16 protein-coding genes are annotated in these 15,304 nt (G+C 64.4%); 12 read left to right on the top strand and 4 right to left on the bottom strand.

Going from position 1 to position 15,304, the window contains the following annotated elements; all coding sequences use genetic code 11:
• Positions 1–46 precede the first annotated feature (46 nt).
• The 4 genes from modA to LB526_RS03585 all read left to right on the top strand — a co-directional run bounded on the left by modA (position 47) and on the right by LB526_RS03585 (position 3,107).
• Positions 47–841 (top strand): molybdate ABC transporter substrate-binding protein, encoded by a 795-nt coding sequence (gene modA, locus LB526_RS03600; RefSeq protein ID WP_224626159.1) that lies wholly within the window; start codon positions 47–49, stop codon positions 839–841.
• Positions 842–863: 22 nt separating this feature from the next.
• The gene (gene modB / locus LB526_RS03595; RefSeq protein WP_224626158.1) at positions 864–1,568 is read left to right on the top strand and encodes a molybdate ABC transporter permease subunit; all 705 of its coding nucleotides are present in this window, start codon (positions 864–866) and stop codon (positions 1,566–1,568) included.
• Positions 1,565–2,677, top strand: a complete 1,113-nt coding sequence (modC, locus tag LB526_RS03590) for a molybdenum ABC transporter ATP-binding protein (RefSeq protein ID WP_224626156.1) — start codon at positions 1,565–1,567, stop codon at positions 2,675–2,677. Before modB ends, modC begins: the two co-directional genes overlap by 4 nt.
• 88 nt (positions 2,678–2,765) lie before the next feature.
• Positions 2,766–3,107 carry a winged helix-turn-helix domain-containing protein gene (locus tag LB526_RS03585; RefSeq protein WP_140839820.1) on the top strand — a complete coding sequence of 114 codons (342 nt, stop codon included), beginning with the start codon at positions 2,766–2,768 and terminating at the stop codon, positions 3,105–3,107.
• Positions 3,108–3,208: 101 nt separating this feature from the next.
• Here LB526_RS03585 and cobF read toward each other — a convergent pair whose 3' ends face one another.
• Positions 3,209–3,979, bottom strand: a complete 771-nt coding sequence (gene cobF / locus LB526_RS03580; RefSeq protein WP_224626154.1) for a precorrin-6A synthase (deacetylating) — start codon at positions 3,977–3,979, stop codon at positions 3,209–3,211.
• 142 nt (positions 3,980–4,121) lie between these two features.
• Here cobF and LB526_RS03575 point away from each other — a divergent pair, with 142 nt between their 5' ends.
• From LB526_RS03575 to LB526_RS03550, 6 genes are all read left to right on the top strand, one after another.
• Positions 4,122–5,135: a DUF4424 domain-containing protein gene (locus LB526_RS03575; protein ID WP_224626152.1), complete on the top strand. Its 1,014-nt coding sequence runs from the start codon at positions 4,122–4,124 to the stop codon at positions 5,133–5,135.
• Positions 5,135–5,653 (top strand): dihydrofolate reductase, encoded by a 519-nt coding sequence (locus LB526_RS03570; protein WP_095764774.1) that lies wholly within the window; start codon positions 5,135–5,137, stop codon positions 5,651–5,653. The genes LB526_RS03575 and LB526_RS03570 overlap by 1 nt, the downstream gene beginning before the upstream one ends.
• A 246-nt stretch (positions 5,654–5,899) precedes the next feature.
• Positions 5,900–7,015, top strand: coding sequence for an FtsH protease activity modulator HflK (gene hflK / locus LB526_RS03565; RefSeq protein WP_140839826.1), 1,116 nt, complete (start codon positions 5,900–5,902; stop codon positions 7,013–7,015).
• Positions 7,015–7,965 (top strand): protease modulator HflC, encoded by a 951-nt coding sequence (gene hflC, locus LB526_RS03560; RefSeq protein ID WP_224626149.1) that lies wholly within the window; start codon positions 7,015–7,017, stop codon positions 7,963–7,965. Before hflK ends, hflC begins: the two co-directional genes overlap by 1 nt.
• A 5-nt stretch (positions 7,966–7,970) precedes the next feature.
• Positions 7,971–8,156, top strand: coding sequence for a DUF2065 domain-containing protein (locus LB526_RS03555; protein WP_095764777.1), 186 nt, complete (start codon positions 7,971–7,973; stop codon positions 8,154–8,156).
• Positions 8,157–8,303: 147 nt separating this feature from the next.
• Entirely contained in the window at positions 8,304–9,821 is a 1,518-nt protein-coding gene (locus LB526_RS03550; RefSeq protein WP_224626145.1) for a DegQ family serine endoprotease, read from the top strand.
• Between the two features lie 46 nt (positions 9,822–9,867).
• On the opposite strand, the gene LB526_RS03545 is transcribed toward LB526_RS03550, so the two are convergent.
• Positions 9,868–10,440: a GNAT family N-acetyltransferase gene (locus LB526_RS03545; RefSeq protein ID WP_224626143.1), complete on the bottom strand. Its 573-nt coding sequence runs from the start codon at positions 10,438–10,440 to the stop codon at positions 9,868–9,870.
• Positions 10,437–11,324 (bottom strand): phosphoserine phosphatase SerB, encoded by an 888-nt coding sequence (gene serB, locus LB526_RS03540; protein WP_224626141.1) that lies wholly within the window; start codon positions 11,322–11,324, stop codon positions 10,437–10,439. Before serB ends, LB526_RS03545 begins: the two co-directional genes overlap by 4 nt.
• Here serB and miaA point away from each other — a divergent pair.
• Positions 11,314–12,258, top strand: a complete 945-nt coding sequence (gene miaA / locus LB526_RS03535) for a tRNA (adenosine(37)-N6)-dimethylallyltransferase MiaA (protein ID WP_224626412.1) — start codon at positions 11,314–11,316, stop codon at positions 12,256–12,258. The genes serB and miaA overlap by 11 nt on opposite strands.
• Positions 12,259–12,383: 125 nt before the next feature.
• Positions 12,384–13,175 carry a GGDEF domain-containing protein gene (locus tag LB526_RS03530; protein ID WP_140839836.1) on the top strand — a complete coding sequence of 264 codons (792 nt, stop codon included), beginning with the start codon at positions 12,384–12,386 and terminating at the stop codon, positions 13,173–13,175.
• Between the two features lie 166 nt (positions 13,176–13,341).
• Here the strand turns inward: LB526_RS03530 and LB526_RS03525 are convergent, their stop codons facing one another.
• Positions 13,342–15,174, bottom strand: coding sequence for an ATP-binding protein (locus LB526_RS03525; protein WP_224522810.1), 1,833 nt, complete (start codon positions 15,172–15,174; stop codon positions 13,342–13,344).
• Between the last annotated feature and the right edge of the window lie 130 nt (positions 15,175–15,304).

Genomic DNA, 15,304 nt, shown 5'->3' with positions numbered 1-15,304 from the left:
TCCAAGGCTTTGGGCGGTACGGATTTTGAAACCACGGAGAGACTGCATGACGGGCAAGGGTTTCGGGTTGAAGGCGGCCGCAATTGGCGGTCTGACAGCGATGCTGATGACGGCGGTGCCGACGGCCCATGCCGACGACAAGGTGGTCGTGTTTGCCGCGGCCAGCCTCAAGGAAGCGCTCGACGCGGTCAACAAGGCCTGCGAGCCGGAAGTCGGCGAAGCAGCGACCATTTCCTACGCGGCGAGCTCGGCGCTCGCCAAGCAGATCGAAGGCGGCGCGCCGGCCGACATCTTCGTCTCGGCCGACCTCGACTGGATGAAATATCTCTCCGACAAGAAGCTGACCAAGCCTGATACCGAAGTGAAGCTGCTCGGCAACCAGATCGTGCTGGTGGCGCCGAAGGATTCCGCGGTCGAGACCAAGATCGAGAAGGGCTTCGACCTCGCCAAGCTGATCGGCGACGGCAGGCTTGCCATGGGCGATTTCAAGGCCGTGCCGGCCGGCAAATACGGCAAGGCGGCGTTGGAATCGCTGGGCGTCTGGTCGTCGGTCGAGGGCAAGATCGCGCAGGCCGAGAATGTGCGTGCAGCTCTCAAGCTGGTGTCGACGGGCGAGGCGGCTCTGGGCATCGTCTACGCCACCGACGCGCATGCCGAAAAGGGCGTCAAGGTCGTCGGCACCTTCCCGGAAGATTCGCATCCGCCGATCATCTACCCGATTGCCCAGACCGCCGATTCGAAGGACAAGGATGCGGCGGCCTTCCTGAAATGCGTCGAGTCGGCCAAGGCCGCCGACCTGTTCAAGGAGCAGGGCTTCACGGTGCTCGCACCGAGCAACTGAGAAAGGCCGCGCAAACACAATTATGAACTGGCTGCTGGACCTCACTCCCGACGAATGGAATGCGGTGCGGCTGTCGATCAAGGTGGCGACGGTGGCGATGATCGCCAGCCTGCCGCCGGGCATCCTGATCGCGCTCCTGCTCGCGCGGGGGCGTTTCTGGGGCAAGACGCTGCTCAACGGGCTGGTGCATCTGCCGCTGATCCTGCCGCCGGTGGTGACCGGTTATCTGCTGTTGCTCACCTTCGGCCGGCGCGGGCCGGCCGGCGCTTTCCTTGCCGAGCATTTCGGCATTGTCTTCTCGTTCCGCTGGACGGGCGCGGCACTGGCCTGCGGGGTCATGGGCTTCCCGTTGATGGTGCGCGCCATCCGACTGTCGATCGAGGCGGTCGACCGCAAGATGGAGGCCGCCGCCGGCACACTCGGCGCCAACTCGCTCTGGGTGTTCGCCACCATCACGCTGCCGTTGATCCTGCCCGGCCTGATCGCCGGCGCGATCCTTTCCTTCGCCAAGGCGATGGGCGAATTCGGCGCCACCATCACCTTTGTCTCCAACATCCCCAACGAGACACAGACGCTGCCCTCGGCGATCTACACCTTCACGCAGGTGCCTGGCGGCGACGAAGGCGCGCTCAGGCTGACGCTGATCTCGATCGTCATCTCAATGGTCGCGCTAATCGCCTCGGAAGTGCTGGCGCGCCGCGTCGGCCGGCGGATGGACATCGAATGACGGTCTCCGTCGATATCCGCCATCAGCTGGGCGAATTCGCCCTGGAGACGCGTTTCGAGAGCGCCGGCCGGCTGACGGCGCTGTTCGGGCCATCGGGCTCGGGCAAGTCGACGCTGATCAACCTGATCGCGGGCCTGATCCGTCCGGACACGGGGCGCATCTCGGCCGACGGCAACGTGCTGGTCGACACCGCCGCGCGGATCTTCGTGCCCATGCACAAGCGGCGCATCGGCATGGTGTTCCAGGATGCGCGGCTGTTCCCGCATATGAGCGTCGCCGGCAATCTGCGCTACGGTCGCTGGTTCACGCCGGCGTCCGAACGCTACGCCAAGATGGATGCGGTGGTCGACCTGCTCGGCATCGGTCACCTGCTCGACCGTCGGCCGGCGAAACTGTCGGGCGGCGAAAAGCAGCGTGTCGCGATCGGCCGCGCGCTGCTTGCCAGCCCGAAACTGCTTCTGATGGACGAGCCGCTCGCATCGCTCGACGAAGCGCGCAAGGCCGAGATCCTGCCCTATATCGAACGGCTGCGCGACGAGACGAAGATCCCGATCGTCTATGTCAGCCATTCCGTCGCCGAGGTGGCGCGGCTCGCGAGCGACGTCGTGGTGCTTTCGCAAGGCAAGGTCGCGGCCGCGGGGCCGACCGAGGCGATCATGCAGCGGCTGGATCTGCTGCCGGCGGAGGAGCGCGGCGAGGGCGGAGCGGTGCTCGACACCAAAGTCCTGCGTCACGACGAGGTCTTTGGCATGACGGTGCTTGCCTCGCAGGCCGGCGAAATCCGCGTGCCGAAACTGGCGCGGGCGGCGGGCGCTCCGGTGCGCATTCGCATCCGGGCCCGCGACGTGATGGTCGCCACCGAGAAACCCGCCGGCCTCAGCGCGCTCAATATCCTGTCGGGAACGATCGTCGGCATGAAGCCGGGCGAGGGGCCCGAGGTCGAGATCGGCATCGATTGCCATGGCGCGGTTGTGATCGCGCGGATCACCGAGCAATCGCGGCAGGCGCTTGGCCTCAAGCTGGGAAACCAGGTCTTCGCGGTCATCAAGACGGTGAGCTTCGATCGCGCAAACACCGGCGCCGGCCTGCCTGCCGAAGTCGGCGTTTGAGGATCTCGATCATGTCGCTATGTATATTTGGAATAGCGCGTCCTTCCCATAGGGACTATTGTCGTGCGGTGGAATCCGAGGAGATGAAATGCCGTCGCTCAGCCTGCGGATAAACCTCGACCCCGATGGCCGGATCGGCCCGGGCAAGATCGAATTGCTGGAGCAGATCGCCGCCTTCGGCTCGATCTCGGCCGCGGCGCGCGGCATGGAGATGTCCTATAAGCACGCCTGGGATCTGGTCGAGGACATGAACCGCGTGTTCGGCAAGCCGCTGGTCGCGGCGCAGACCGGCGGCCGCAAGGGCGGCGGCGCGCAATTGACATCGGCGGGTTTGGCGGTCGTCAGCCGGTTTCGCGCCATAGAGCGCGCCGCTTCATCGGCCGCCGCCGTCCATATGCAGGCTCTGCAGGCGGAGATCGATGCTGGATGAGGCAGTAGGCAGTAGGCAGTAGGCAGAAGGACAAGATGTCTTGGATGCTTGAAAACCGAGGCCTCCAATTGCCCATTATTCTACTGCCTATTCCCTATTCCCTACTGCCTGATTCCCTGATTTCTCAGCAGATAAATGTCCATGATCCAGCCCTTCTTTCGTCTGGCGTCTTCACGAACCCTTTCGATTTCGGCACCGACGTCGCCCAGGCGTCCGGAGATGACGATCTCGTCGGGCGTGCCGAGATAGGCGCCCCACTGGATAAGGACGTCCTTGTCGGCAAGCGTGTTGAAGGCGCATTTGCCGTCGAGCATGACGACGGTGGAGCCGGCATTGGCTGGCAGTCCTTCTTCGGTTAACCGGCGACCGGTCGTCACCAGGATCGAATCGCCGATGCGGTTGAGCGCGGTCGCGTGGGCGGCGGCCAGCGCCTGGATCGCGGTGATGCCGGGGATGACCTCGAGCTCGAAACCGACATTGCCTCTCAGGCGCACGCGCTCGAGGATGCGCAGCGCGCTGTCATAGAGCGACGGATCGCCCCAGATCAGGAACGCGCCGCAGCCATCTTCGGCAAGCTCGTCGCGGATCAGAGCCTCATAGATATCGGCGATCGCTTCGTGCCAGTCGTCGACTGTCACACGATAGGACGATGTCGGTTCGGCCCGAACCGGCACATCGAACTCGACCCGGCGCGATTTCGGATTGGTGACGAAGCGGTCGCAGATCTGCCGGCGCAGATCGGCAAGATCGTTCTTCTTCGCTCCCTTGTCGGGAATGAACAGCGCGTCGGCGCGGTTCAGGCCGTCGATGGCCTGGACCGTCATGTGGTCGGGATTGCCGGCGCCGATGCCGATGACGAGAAGCTTGCGCATGGCGATCTCCTGCCCGATCGGCGACGCGGTGTCCAGAAGTACCCGTATCCGGTGACGAAGGGCTTTGAAACGCTATCTTGAACGGGTAGATGGAAGAGCGCATCCGGCTGATCCGGGTATCGCGGCACAGAGGAGGGGGTCCATGTTACGCACCGTAACGACCGCAGCGCTTGTAATAACGGCCGCTCCGGCCTTCGCCAATGATTCCGTCGCCGAGCTCGGCACAGGCGGGCTGATCCTGTCGCGCAGCGACGCCGTCGCCATGCAGAGCGAGGACCTTTTCATCTCGCCGGAGAAGGTGACGGTCGACTATGTCTTCCGCAACAACACCGACAAGGATGTCAGCTCCATAGTCGCGTTCCCGATGCCCGACATCGAGGGCGATCCGAACGAGATGCCGGCAATCCCGGAGGCTCAGAGCGATAATTTCCTCGGCTTCGAGGTGACGATCGACGGCGTCGATGCGAAGCCGCAGCTGGAGCAAAAGGCGCTGGCGCTCGGCATCGACATCACCGCCGACCTCAAGGCGCAGAACGTGCCGCTCTATCCATTCGGCGGCGCCGCCAAGGCGGCGCTGGCGAAGCTGCCCAAGGATATCGCCAAGGACTGGGAAGATCGCGGCATCATCATCGAAGATACCGCCGATGACGGCTCGGGCATGCAAACCACCTTTGCGCCGTTCTGGCAGCTGCGCTCGACCTACTGGTGGCGCTCGACCTTCCCGGCCAACAAGGAGGTTCATGTCTCGCACCGCTACAAGCCCAGCGTCGGGGGCACCTCCTCGGTCAGCTTTTTCTATGATGGGCAGTTCCAGGGCCAGTATGCGGCCTACAAGACCCGCTATTGCATGGATCAGACGTTCGAGAACGCGGTGCGCAAGGCGGCCAAGGCAAATCCGGACGGTTATCCGAAATATTACGAGAGCCGCATCGCCTATATCCTGACCACCGGCGGCAACTGGGCGGCCGGGACGATTGGCGATTTCAAGCTCACTATCGACAAGGGCAGCCCAAAAAACCTCGTCTCCTTTTGCGGCGACAATGTCAAAAAGGTCGGGCCGACGACGTTCGAGGTCACCGCGAAGGATTTTTATCCCGAGCACGATATCGACATCCTTCTGCTTGAGCCGTCGGACAATGGCGGGAACGGCGGCTGATGGATATCGCGATCTATGTCGCCATCGCCGAAAACGGCGTGATCGGCCGCGAAGGCGGCCTGCCGTGGCGGCTTTCCACCGATCTCAAGCGCTTCAAGGCCGACACGATGGGCAAGCCGATCATCATGGGCCGCAAGACCTATGAAGGCATCGGCCGGCCGCTGCCCGGCCGGCTCAATATCGTGGTGACGCGCGACAAGGCCTGGCGCGCCGAGGGCATCGAGGTGGCCCACTCGCTGGATGACGCGATCGCGCTGGCCAGGGTGCGCGGACGCTGCATGGCGGGAGCTGAGGAGGTCTGCGTGGTCGGTGGCGGCGAGATCTATGCCCAGGCCTTGCCGCTTGCCGACCGGCTGCATGTGACCCATGTGCTGGCCAGCGTCGATGGCGATGCGCATTTCCCGCCGATCGATCCAAGCATCTGGCAAGTCGTCAGCGCCGAGGATTTTCCTGCCGGAGAGAAAGACAGCCACGCCACGCGTTACACGGTTTACGAGCGCCGGCGCGACGATCGTTGACGACGACAAAGGGTCGCTATCCGTCCAAATCGCACGGGACGATGGCACATCGCGTTGAAAGCGGGTCAAGGCGTCCCTATAGAAGAACGGTGTTGCAGCGGCGCGCGTCCAACCGGACGCGCAACAGGCCGCCGTAATACTTTGATTTTGGGGCATGATTCCTTTTCGAAAACCGATATGGGTTTTCGTGGTCATGCGCTAGGATTGCGCCGCAAGGCCCGAGGGAACCGAAGCGAAAGGACATTCATGCCCTGGAACGACAAGAGCGGTGGCGGCGGCCCATGGGGCGGCGGCGGCAATCAGGGGCCCTGGGGGCAGGGACCGAAAGGGCCAAGCGGCCCGCAGGGTTCGCCCCCCGATCTCGAGGACATCATCCGCCGCGGCCAGGACAGGCTGCGACGCGCGCTTCCGGGCGGCGGCGGCGCGAGCCCGGCCGTGCTCGGGCTGATCGCGGTGGCGCTCATCGTGCTGTGGGCCTTCAAGGCGATCTACACCGTGCAGCCCGACGAGGTTGCGGTCGAACTGCGCTTCGGCCAGCCGAAGTCCGAGCTTTCGCAGCCGGGCCTGCATTTCCACTGGTGGCCGATCGAAACGGTCGAGACCGCCAAGATCTCCGAGCAGCTCGTCAGCATCGGCGGCGGGTCGAGCAGCGGCTCCGGGCTGATGCTCTCCGGCGACCAGAACATCGTCAACGTGCAGTTCTCGGTCGCCTACCAGGTCTCCGATCCCAAAGCCTATCTGTTCGATGTTTCAGATCCTGACGGCATGCTGACCCAGGTCGCCGAGAGCGCCATGCGCGAAGTCGTCGGCCGGCGGCCGGCGCAGGACATCTTCCGCGACGACCGCCAGGGTATCGCAACCGGGGTGCGCGAGATCATCCAGGGCACGCTCGACGGCTACAAGACCGGTCTCCAGGTCAACGCAGTCTCGATCGAGGACGCAGCGCCCCCGCGCGAGGTGGCCGATGCGTTCGACGAGGTGCAGCGCGCCGAGCAGGACGAGGACAAGTTCGTCGAGCAGGCCAACCAGTATTCCAACCAGAAGCTCGGCCAGGCGCGCGGCCAGGCGGCTCAGGTCCGCGAGGACGCCGCCGCCTACAAGAACCGCGTGGTGCAGGAGGCGGAAGGCGAGGCGCAGCGCTTCATCTCCGTCTACAACGAATATGCCAAGGCGCCCGACGTCACGCGCAAGCGCCTCTACCTCGAAACCATGGAGAAGATCCTGAAGGACTCCAACAAGGTCGTCGTCGAGCAGGGGAACGGTCAGGGCGTGCTGCCTTACCTGCCGCTGCCGGCTTTGCAGCCGAAAGCGCAGCCGGCGCCGGCCCCACTGAGCGGCGTCACGACCGGAGGCAACCAGTGATGGCCAACCGTCTTCCCATCATCGCCGTCATCGCGGCTGTCCTTCTGTTCCTGCTCTACTCCGCGGTGTTCGTCGTCAATGCCGGCCAGCAGGCGATCGTGCTCAGGTTCGGCGAGATCATCGACGTCAAGAACGAGCCCGGCATCTACTTCAAGGCGCCGTTCGCCTTCTTCGATGCCGACAGCGTGCAGATGGTCGAGAAGCGGGTGATGCGCTTCGACCTCGACAACATCCGCGTCCAGGTCTCGGGCGGCAAGTTCTACGAGGTCGACGCCTTCATCGCCTATCGCATCTCGGATCCGCGCACGTTCCGCGCGGCGGTGTCCGGTCAGGTTGAACTGGCCGAGGCACGGCTGCGGACACGTCTCGATGCGGCGCTTCGCCGTGTCTACGGCCTGCGCGACTTCGAGGCCGCGCTTTCGGAGGAACGCGGCGTCATGATGCGCGAGGTGCGCGATCAGCTTCGCCCCGATGCGACCTCACTCGGCCTCGACATCGAGGATGTGCGCATCCGCCGGACCGACCTGACGGCGGAGGTCTCGCAGCAGACCTATGACCGCATGAAGGCCGAGCGCCTGGCGGAAGCCGAGCGTCTGAGGGCGCGCGGCAACGAGGCGGCGCAGCGCATCAGGGCGCGTGCCGACCGCGAGGTCGTCGAGATCGTCGCCGAGGCGCAGAAGGAATCGGAGATCCTGCGCGGTGAGGGCGAGGCGCAGCGCAGCGCGACCTTCGCGGACGCCTATAAGCGCGACCCGGCCTTCTTCGATTTCTATCGCTCGATGAATGCCTACGGCACGGCGCTGGACAGCACCGGAACGACGATGGTGCTCTCGCCCGAATCCGAGTTCTTCCGCTACTTCCGCGATCCGGGCAGCAAGCCTCAGCCCGGGCAGCCGGCCGCGCCCGCGACGCCTGCCGCACCGGCCGCGCAACCCGGCACCGCCCAGTAGCGGCGGTGCAGGACTTTGTCGCGGCGATCGGGCTGGTCCTGGTGATAGAGGGCCTGGTCTATGGCGGGTTTCCGGGCCTTGCCCGGAAACTGGCGAGCGAAATGCAGTCGATGCCCGAGAACGCGCTGCGGTTCGGAGGATTGGCGGCAATCGCGGTTGGCGTCGCCATTGTGTGGCTGGTTCGCGGCTGATGAAATTCATTGGTGCCGCGGCGACGGACGATTTATCCTGAGAAGATTGGCATAGCCGCAAACGTGCCGTATTTCTTGCCAACATGAGCCGAACAGGGCGTCTTTGCGGAAAACGCCTGCCCTTTTCAGACACACCGGGAGGCCACGATGATATCCGACACCCTGTTGCGCGCGGCGCGGCGCATGGTCTTCGCCGGCGCCACCGCATTCGCGGTCGGCATTGTTGCCGTCCCGTCCTTCGTCACGCCGACGATCGCCTCCGACGGGCCGCCCTCGGTCGCCGATCTCGCCGAGCGCCTGCTTGGCGCGGTGGTCAACATCTCGACCTCACAGACGGTGAAAGGCACGGAAGGGCCGGGCGCGGTGCCGATGCCGCAGCTGCCCGAGGGCTCGCCGTTCCAGGACTTCTTCGACGATTTCTTCAAGAACCGTGGCGGCGACAAGGGCGGCGCCGGGCAGAAGGTGCAGTCGCTCGGCTCCGGCTTCGTCGTCGACGCCGAGCAGGGTATTGTGGTGACCAACAACCACGTCATCGCCGATGCCGACGATATCGAGGTCAATTTCTCCGACGGCGTCACGCTGAAGGCGACGCTCGTCGGCACCGACACCAAGACCGATGTCGCGGTGCTGAAGGTCGACCCCAAGGGTCACAAGCTGACGGCGGTGAAATTCGGCGATTCCACCAAGATGCGCGTCGGCGACTGGGTGATGGCGATTGGCAATCCGTTCGGCCTGGGCGGCACGGTGACGGTCGGCATCGTCTCGGCGCGCAACCGCGACATCAATTCCGGCCCCTATGACGACTTCATCCAGACCGACGCCGCCATCAACCGCGGCAATTCCGGCGGCCCGCTGTTCAATGCCGAGGGCGAGGTCATCGGCATCAATACGGCAATCATCTCGCCGTCGGGTGGCTCGATCGGCATCGGTTTTTCCATCCCTTCGCAGCTTGCCGCCGGCGTCGTCGATCAGCTTCGCCAATATGGCGAGACGCGGCGCGGCTGGCTTGGCGTGCGCATCCAGCCGGTGACGGCGGACATCGCCGAAAGCCTCGGCATGGCGACCGCAAAGGGCGCGCTGGTGGCCGGCGTCATCAAGGGCGGGCCGGTCGACAACGGGTCGGTGCAGGCCGGCGACGTCATCATCAAGTTCGACGGCAAGGATATCCATGAAATGCGCGACTTGCCGCGTGTCGTCGCCGAAAGCCCGGTCGGCAAGGCGGTCGACGTCGTCATCGTGCGCAAGGGCGTCGAGCAGACCGTCAAGGTGACGCTCGGACGGCTGGAGGACGGCGAGAAGCTGGCCAGCGGCGAGAACGGCAACACCGACCAGGACAAGGGCGACAAGGCGACGCCTCCGGTGTCGACGGCCTCGGTGCTTGGCATGACGGTCGGCGAGCTCAACGACCAGACACGGCAGAAGTTCGGCATCGCGGCCGATGTGTCCGGCGTGGTCATCACCGACGTCGCCAAGAATTCGGCGGCGGCCGAGCGGGGCATCCAGCCCGGCGAGGTGATCACCGAGATCGCGCAGGAATCGGTCGGCACGCCGAAGGACGTGATGGACCGGATCGGCGCGCTGAAGGAGCAGGGCCGCAAGAACGCGCTCTTGATGCTGGCGTCGAAGACCGGCGAACTGCGCTTCGTAACGATCCGGATGGATTGAGTCCGGAACGTCCGGTAACCGATTGGTGTTTCAATGAATAGGGCGGCTAGCGAGCCGCCCTTTTTCGTGCCTGCCAGTCGCGGCGCGACAGCCTGTAGAGGACATGCCGCTTGAGATGCGGATGGCTGTCGGGAACGCTCGGATGATCGAAATCGGCGCCCGCATCGGCTTGCATGCCGAGTCGCTTCATGACTGCGACCGAACGATGATTGTCGGCGACCGCGAACGATACGATTTCGTCGACGCCAAACGTTTCGAAGCCATAGGCGAGCCAGGCTTCAGCCGCTTCGGTGACATAGCCCTTGCCCCAGAATTCCGGCGCCAGCCGCCAGCCGATCTCGATCGTGCCTTCCGGTAGCGATGGCACATCATCCGTATCCAGGAGGCCGACGAAGCCGATGCATTCGCCGGTGGCCACTATCTCGGCGGCGGCGAAGCCGTAGCCATCCTCCTCGATCCAGCCGCGGAATTCGTCCATCATGGCGTCGGCGGTCGCACGGTCGCGGCGGAACGGGAAGAATTCCATCACGCGCTCGTCGGAGTTGATGCGGTGGAAAAGCGCGCGGTCGCGCTCTTCCCAGTTGCGCAAGATCAGGCGCTCGGTGCGGATCGGCTTCATTCTGAAAACTCATCCCGGCGATAGCCCTGGAGATAGAGCAGCGCGGTCAGATCGCCGTGATCGATGCGGATGCGGGCCTGCTCGGCCACCGTCGGCTTGGCGTGAAGCGCGATGCCAGTGCCGGCAAGACGGATCATATCGAGGTCGTTGGCGCCGTCCCCAACCGCAATCGCGTCCTCGGTGGTCAGTCCGAGCCTCTTCGCGATGTTGAGCAGCGCTTCGGCCTTGGCGGCGCGGCCGAGGATCGGCTCGGCCACCATGCCGGTGAACGTGCCGTCTTTCTCTATCAGGCGGTTGGCGCGGTTTTCCTGGAAGCCCAGCATGGCGGCGATGCGGCTGGTGAAGACGTCGAAGCCGCCGGAGACCAGCGCCGTCCAGGCGCCATGGGCGCGCATCGTTTGCACCAGCGCCCGGCCGCCGGCGGCGAGCGTCAGCCGGTTGGCGATGATGCGGTCGACCACGGCTGTGTCGAGGCCTTTCAGCAAGGCCACGCGCTCGCGCAAGGCGGGCTCGAAGGCGATCTCGCCATTCATCGAGCGCGCGGTGATCGCCGCCACATGATCCTTGACGCCGATCTCGTCGGCAAGCTCGTCGATGCATTCCTGGTCGATCATGGTCGAATCCATATCGGCGAGCAGGATCTTCTTGCGCCTGCCTTCGGCCGGTTGGACGATGACGTCGACCGGCTCGGAAGCCAGCGCCGCGCGCAGATTGGCGGTCATTTTGCCGATATCCGGCGTCTGCGGCAAAACGAGGTCGCAGGCGACGTCCTCAGCCAGCCAATGAACGGCGCTTGCGCCGGCGGCCCGCAAGGCCATATTCGCAAGCGAGGCCGGCACGGCGCGGGCTTCTGGACGGGACACTAAAGTGGCGATCAGCGGCATCGAAGATTCCGGCAGGCAGGCGGGCGAAGGCCGCATCAAGAACGCGACCCTGATAGCCGGGCCGACCGCCAGCGGCAAGTCGGCGCTGGCGCTCGATCTCGCCGAACGCAATGGCGGGATCATCGTCAACACCGATTCCATGCAGGGCTATTCGGTGCTCGACGTCCTGACGGCGCGGCCGAGCGCCGCCGAAATGGCACGCGTTCCGCATTTCCTTTACGGCCATGTCCATCCCGCCACCGCCTATTCCACCGGCGCCTGGCTGCGCGACGTGACAAAGCTGATCGAAGACGGCGTGCTGTCGGGCCGTCCGGTCGCTTTCGTCGGCGGCACCGGGCTCTACTTCCGCGCGCTGACCGAAGGCATCTCGGATATGCCGGACATTCCGGCGTCCGTCCGCGAGCGCTGGCGCTACGAGCTCAAGGAGCAAGGGGCCGAAAGGCTGCATCGCCTGCTGATGCACGAGGATTCGGCTATGGCCATGCAACTCAGGCCGACCGACGGCCAGCGTATCGTGCGGGCGCTCGAAGTGCTCGACGCCTCCGGGCGCTCGATCCTCGAATGGCAGGCGGTGCGCGGACGGCCGCTGATCGATCGCGACAGCGCGCGCTTCCTGGTCATTGAGCCGGACCGCGAGCAACTGGTCCGGCGCATCGAGGCGCGTTTCGACCAGATGCTCGACAAGGGCGCTCTCGACGAAGTGCGTCGACTCACCGCGCTCGGCCTCGACCCGGACCTGCCGGCTATGAAAGCGATCGGCGTGCGGGAGCTGCAGGCGGCGATGGCCGGACAATCGGATTTTCCCGAAGCCATTGAGCGCGCCAAGATCGCGACCCGGCAATATGCCAAGCGCCAGTCGACATGGTTCAGGCATCAGCTGGGCGGGGAGTGGCGCAGGCTGCGGCCGGGCGACGAACCGGCTGTTCAGGACTGACTAAAAGCTTTTTCAATCAGCGCCTTAAAATCGCCGGCTCCAATTCTCGCCAAGGTTGTTCGGATTAACGGTCCGTAAGGTCGGCCATGCCATAACCTTTGGGGCTACAGTGCCGCGGGGAGTTGATGCGTTTCCACAAGGCGGAATCCGCATTTTTCGTCTTTATTTTTGTGATCCTGGCCGCGGGCCTGGTGACCTTCCATGCCTATGGCCAGTTGCAGGACATCGCCGCCGACCTCGATGCCGCATCGCGCGTCGACAGAATCGTCTATCTCAACAAACTTCTGTTCGTCACCGGGGCGCTGCTGGCAACCGCGCTGTTCTTCGGCACCTTCTTCATCTACCCGCTGATCCGCGGCCAGGTGCGGGAAGAGGGCAAGCTCAGGGCCATGACGGTTTCGCTAAGTGCCCGCTCGCAGACGCTCGAGCAGGCGGCGCTCACCGACAGTCTGACCGGAATGCAGAACCGCCGCTATTTCGATGATGCGCTGCGCGAATATCTCCACGAGTTTCGCCGCATCGACAGGCCGGTCGGGCTGATGATCCTCGATCTCGACCATTTCAAGCAGGTCAACGATACGCATGGCCATGACGTCGGCGACGAGGTGCTGAGGGCCGTCGCCACCTGCCTGCGGGGCATGACGCGCTATCACGATGTGGTGGCGCGGCTGGGCGGTGAGGAGTTTGCCGTCGTCACCCCCAACATGGATGTCGAATTGCTCGCCAGGTTCGCCGAGCGCATCCGCAAGGCGGTCGCCAACATGTCGATCATGTCGGGCAATGTGCGGCTGAAGGTCACCACCAGCGTCGGCCTCGCCGTCTGGGACCACAAGGAGAGCGCGGAGGATTTCTACCGCCGCGCCGACCGCCAGCTCTATGAGGCGAAGAAGCAGGGCCGCAACCGCGTCTGCGCCTAAAATTCCGACATGAATTCATGAGGCCGGTCAACTGACGCGCCTTTCTCGACTTCCGGTGCTCACGGACTACATGTCCGCTCCGCTCCGGCTTCTCGAAGGCCACGTCATTCGATCCGGCCTGATGAATTCCTGTTCGGAATCTGGCTGTGCTTGCGAAGTTGGTCGTTCAATCGTTGAGCTGGCGCATGCCGAAGGTCGAGGGCTTCAGGCCGTAGCGCGTGTCGAAGTCGTCGTCCGGCTGCACGCGCGCGGCGGTGGCCGGCTTCTTGTAGTCCGGGTCGCCGGCCTGGCGGGAGGAATCCACAGCCTCAGCGAAGGCCATGGCCTGCTGCGGCTTCGGCACGTTGCGCAGCCGCTCGACGATCATGGCGAGATCGACGTCGTTGCCATCCACGGAAGACTCGATCTTCTCGCCCTTAGCGGTGCCCGGGATGAACTCCTGCGGCAGCTTCTCGAACTTCAGCCGCATGGTGGTCGCCACGCCTTCGCCGAAGGCGATGGCTTCGCGCTGCCCCATCGAGGAGAGGAACGCCAGGGTCGAGGCCGAGGAATCGGCGATTGCCGAGCGGATGATGGCCTGGTCCTGCTCGTTGGCAAGCCGCATGGCGAAGAAGGTCGAGCATTGCGACAGGATGGTCGGGTCGAGCTCGCCCGGGCGCTGGGTGACGACGCCGAGATAGCAGCCATATTTGCGGCCTTCCTTGGCGATGCGCGACAGCGCGTGCCTTGTCGGCGCGAAGCCGAGACGCGGATCGGCCGGCATGTAGCGATGGGCTTCCTCGCAAAGCAGCAGCAGCTTCAGCCGGCCCTCGCTCCACAGCGCCAGGTCGAAGGCCAGGCGTGCCAGCACCGAGCAGACCGAGTTGACGACTTCCGAAGGCATGCCCGCCATCTCGAAGCAGGTGACCGGTCGACCATGGTTGGGGACGCGGAAAATGTTGCCGATCGTTTCGTGGATGGTGTCCTCGATCAGCCGCGAATTGAACATGAAGCGGTAGCGCGGATCGGCCGCCGCCGATTCGATGCGTGTCTTCAGCGACTTCAAGGTCGGGCGGTCGTTCTTGCTTTCGAGCATGCCCATGCGCTCGTCGATCTGCTTGATGAGATCAGCGATGCGGTAGGGCACCGGCGTGTCCGCCGTCAGCGCGTCGCTGCCGCGCCTGACATAGGTGCCGGAATTCGGGTTGCGGTAAAGGTTCTTGGCGGCGGGGATCAGATCGCGCAGGACATCCACTTCCTCCGGCACCGTCTCGCGGCCGCGAAACAGCACTTCGGCGAACTCCTCCAGCCTGAACATCCAGAACGGCAGGTCGAGCGTCTTGGAATCGACCTTCACGCAATATTCCGGCAGCGAGGCGGCGAACTCGTTATGCGGGTCGAGGATGAGCACGCGCAGATCGGGACGCGCTTCGATCGTCTTGCGCAACAGCAGCGAGACAGCTGTCGACTTGCCGACACCGGTGGTGCCGACGATGGCGAAATGACGCGCCAGCGTGTCGTCGATGGCGATGTTGGCATCGATCGATTCATCCTGCGACAAGGTACCGATGGTCACTGAATGGCGCCCGGCCAGATCGTAGACCGCCTGCAGGTCGCGGGTTCGGATGCGGTGAGCAATGGCGCCAATATGCGGGTAGGTGGTGATGCCACGGTCGAACACCGGCTTGGCGCCGGGCTCGACGCCGTCGCGAACCTCGCCGACCAGTTCGACGCTGACCTCGATCGGATTCTGCCCTTCGTGGTTCCAGGCGCGATCCGATTTGCCGATGGCGTAGACAAGGCCGACCGTTCGCGTCGAACCGAGATTGATGGAAATCATCTTACCGACGGTCCAAAGGCCGCTGATCGCGCCTTCGGTGTCTTCGGCATGGGCACTGATGGTGGCGCGCGCGCCGTCGCATTGCACGACATTGCCCAGAATCCGCTTGTCGTTCTGCTGGATATTGCGGCGCTCCTGCGAAGTCGGTTCGCCAACGGAGGCTTCGCGTTCGACAAACATGGCTGACCTGATCCCATTCCCCTGGAGCCTCGACCCTACCCAATCGGGGTTAAAGTCAGGTGAGGTCGGATGGTGTAGGCGGCGTTAAACCTGGCGCGACAATTCGATCGACTGGCCTCTTTCCAGGCCG

Origin of the sequence: Mesorhizobium sp. CA6 (assembly GCF_020165035.1) — a bacterium.
Classification (GTDB): domain Bacteria; phylum Pseudomonadota; class Alphaproteobacteria; order Rhizobiales; family Rhizobiaceae; genus Mesorhizobium.
This window is presented reverse-complemented; position numbering and strand designations above follow the sequence as displayed.

What these genes read in the sequence shown, in the direction of transcription:
- modC (WP_224626156.1), top strand. Translation starts at nt 1,565, where the DNA reads ATGACGGTCTCCGTCGATATCCGCCATCAGCTGGGCGAATTCGCCCTG.
- LB526_RS03525 (WP_224522810.1), bottom strand. Translation starts at nt 15,174, where the DNA reads ATGTTTGTCGAACGCGAAGCCTCCGTTGGCGAACCGACTTCGCAGGAG.
- cobF (WP_224626154.1), bottom strand. Translation starts at nt 3,979, where the DNA reads ATGCGCAAGCTTCTCGTCATCGGCATCGGCGCCGGCAATCCCGACCAC.
- hflC (WP_224626149.1), top strand. Translation starts at nt 7,015, where the DNA reads ATGGCCAACCGTCTTCCCATCATCGCCGTCATCGCGGCTGTCCTTCTG.
- modA (WP_224626159.1), top strand. Translation starts at nt 47, where the DNA reads ATGACGGGCAAGGGTTTCGGGTTGAAGGCGGCCGCAATTGGCGGTCTG.
- LB526_RS03570 (WP_095764774.1), top strand. Translation starts at nt 5,135, where the DNA reads ATGGATATCGCGATCTATGTCGCCATCGCCGAAAACGGCGTGATCGGC.
- LB526_RS03575 (WP_224626152.1), top strand. Translation starts at nt 4,122, where the DNA reads ATGTTACGCACCGTAACGACCGCAGCGCTTGTAATAACGGCCGCTCCG.
- modB (WP_224626158.1), top strand. Translation starts at nt 864, where the DNA reads ATGAACTGGCTGCTGGACCTCACTCCCGACGAATGGAATGCGGTGCGG.
- LB526_RS03585 (WP_140839820.1), top strand. Translation starts at nt 2,766, where the DNA reads ATGCCGTCGCTCAGCCTGCGGATAAACCTCGACCCCGATGGCCGGATC.
- LB526_RS03545 (WP_224626143.1), bottom strand. Translation starts at nt 10,440, where the DNA reads ATGAAGCCGATCCGCACCGAGCGCCTGATCTTGCGCAACTGGGAAGAG.
- LB526_RS03550 (WP_224626145.1), top strand. Translation starts at nt 8,304, where the DNA reads ATGATATCCGACACCCTGTTGCGCGCGGCGCGGCGCATGGTCTTCGCC.
- hflK (WP_140839826.1), top strand. Translation starts at nt 5,900, where the DNA reads ATGCCCTGGAACGACAAGAGCGGTGGCGGCGGCCCATGGGGCGGCGGC.
- LB526_RS03530 (WP_140839836.1), top strand. Translation starts at nt 12,384, where the DNA reads ATGCGTTTCCACAAGGCGGAATCCGCATTTTTCGTCTTTATTTTTGTG.
- serB (WP_224626141.1), bottom strand. Translation starts at nt 11,324, where the DNA reads ATGCCGCTGATCGCCACTTTAGTGTCCCGTCCAGAAGCCCGCGCCGTG.